The organism is Halorubrum sp. CBA1125, from assembly GCF_009742825.1.
Taxonomy (GTDB): Archaea; Halobacteriota; Halobacteria; order Halobacteriales; family Haloferacaceae; genus Halorubrum.
Genome location: NZ_WPCE01000303.1, coordinates 1 through 2165 on the forward strand (window position 1 = coordinate 1; position 2165 = coordinate 2165).

Sequence of the window (2165 nt, forward strand, 5' to 3'; positions counted from 1 at the left end):
CCTGACCCCCCCGCCCGGCACCGACCTCGTCGCGGTCGGCGGTCAGCCGGAGCGCCCGGAGACGACCTACTGGGAGCAGGAGCTGTGGAGCGAGAACCCCGGGATGCCCCCGAGCGCCGTCGGCCCGGACGACCCGGTCGTCCGCCGCGACGGCGGCGACGTGACCCACCGAGACCTCCTCGACGCGGCCCGGTCCGCCGTCGACCGCCACGGGATCGGGCCGGACACGCGCGTCGTCCTCCGACGCGACTTCGCGGACCCGCGGGCGCTGGCCGCCGGCGTCGTCGCGCCGCTCGCCGCGGACGGGACGGTCGTGTTGTCGAATCTCCTCGCCGGAGGCGACTCCACCGACCCCCGCGGCGACCTCGCCGTGGCCGCCGCCGACGCCGATCCGCCGGAGCCTCGACGCGTCGCGCTCGGTGACCTCTCCCTCTCGGGTCCGGATCGGTTCGACGGGAGCGACGGTCGGTAGCGGACCGCGGCTGGGCGTAGCGGCCGCAGTCGAGCATAGCGGACCGTAGTTGGGCGCCCGTGACCGGACCCGGCGGCGGCGATCCCAAAGCCCCTATGTGACGCCGTCCAACGCCCGGTATGACCGAGGTACACCCCGATCAGCGCGTCGCGGTGCTGGCGGACGCACAGAACCTGTATCACTCCGCACAGAGCGCGTACTCGCGGAACATCGACTACGCGGGACTCTTAGAGGAGGCCGTCGACGAGCGGTCGCTCGTCCGCGCTATCGCGTACGTGATCCGGGCGGACTCCCCCGAGGAGGAGAGCTTCTTCGAGGCGCTGCGAGACATCGGCTTCGAGACGAAGATCAAGGCGATCAAGACGTTCGCGGACGGCTCGAAGAAGGCCGACTGGGACGTCGGGATGAGCCTCGACGCCGTCACGCTCGCGAGCCACGTCGACACCGTCGTGCTCTGTACCGGGGACGGCGACTTCGCGCGGCTCTGCTCGCACCTGCGACACGAGGGCGTCCGCGTGGAGACGATGGCGTTCTCGAACGCCGCCGCCGACGAACTGATCGACGCCGCCGACGACTTCGTCGACCTCGCGGAGCGGGAGGAGACGTTCCTGCTGTAGCTACCCGAGCATTCCGGTTATCGTCCGTTCGACCGCCTCGGCGGCCGCCTCGACCTCCCGCACGCGGACGTACTCTCGCTCGGCGTGCGCGACCGCCCCCGTCTCGTCCGCGAGGTCGCCGGGACCGAACACCACCGTCGGCGCCGGCGCGAAGTACGACGCCTCCGTCGCCGCGCCGAACGGTCGGACGACGCCGCCGCGGTCCGCGGGAAGCCCGACCGCCGCGCCCGCGTCGCGGGCCGCGGCCACCACCGTCTCGACGAGCGCGTGATCGGGATCCGTCGCGAACGCCTCCAGAAACGGCGACTCTCGGTCGGTCAGTGCGACCTCGACGCCGACGTCCGCGGACACGCGCGTCCGCACCGCGTCCGCGAGCGCCCGCCGGAACTCCTCGGCGGACTCCGGCGGCACGCTCCGGCGGTCGACGGTGATCGCGCAGTCCGCCGGCACCTGGTTGGTCGCCTCGCCTCCCTCGATGACCGTCGGCGTGAGCTTCGGCGGGCCGAGCTGCGGGTGCGCCTCGGCGTCGTCGTCGAACGTCCGGATCGCGGCGAGCGCGTCCTCCGCGGCCGCCACCGCGTTCGCGCCCGCGAACTCGGCGGCGTGGGCCGCGGTCCCCGACAGCTCGACGGTCCCCTGGAAGCGCCCTTTCGCCGCGGTGCAGGCGTCCAGCCCGGTGGGCTCGCCGACGAGGAAGCAGTCGCCGCCCAGCCGGTCGTCGGTCCCCGGCAGGCGTCCGGTCAGCGCCGCGGCGCCGAGCGACAGCGTCTCCTCGTCGGGCGTGAGCGCGAGGGTGACCCGACCGCGGTCGGGGTCGGCCGGCGAGGAACCCGGCGAGGATGGCCGCGAGCGGTCCCTTCGCGTCGCAGGCGCCCCGTCCGCGGATCACGGGCTCGTCGGATGGCTCGTTCCCGCCGTCGGCGTCGGATCCGCGCTCTCCCGCGTCCGCGGTCCCGCGCGCGAACGGGACGTGCGGCGGTCACGGTGTCGAGGTGCGTGTTGACCACGAGGTGCGGCCCCTCGTCGGGCGCCGCCGAGGACGTCGTCGGCGACCACGCAGCCGCCGGCGACGACCG

Annotated in this window: 1 protein-coding gene and 2 pseudogenes; 2 read left to right on the plus strand and 1 reads right to left on the minus strand. The window is 74.2% G+C overall.

Annotated elements, in window-relative coordinates:
- Together GJ633_RS17375 and GJ633_RS15990 are read left to right on the plus strand one after the other, a co-directional pair.
- Positions 1 to 472: pseudogene (locus GJ633_RS17375) on the plus strand (hypothetical protein); the annotation flags it as partial.
- Positions 473 to 591: 119 nt separating this feature from the next.
- Positions 592 to 1089 carry an NYN domain-containing protein gene (locus tag GJ633_RS15990; RefSeq protein WP_156589566.1) on the plus strand — a complete coding sequence of 166 codons (498 nt, stop codon included), beginning with the start codon at positions 592 to 594 and terminating at the stop codon, positions 1087 to 1089.
- Here GJ633_RS15990 and GJ633_RS15995 read toward each other — a convergent pair.
- Positions 1090 to 2165: pseudogene (locus GJ633_RS15995) on the minus strand (M20/M25/M40 family metallo-hydrolase); the annotation flags it as partial.

Coding starts and splice junctions, on each gene's coding strand:
- GJ633_RS15990 (WP_156589566.1), top strand. CDS start 592: ATGACCGAGGTACACCCCGATCAGCGCGTCGCGGTGCTGGCGGACGCA.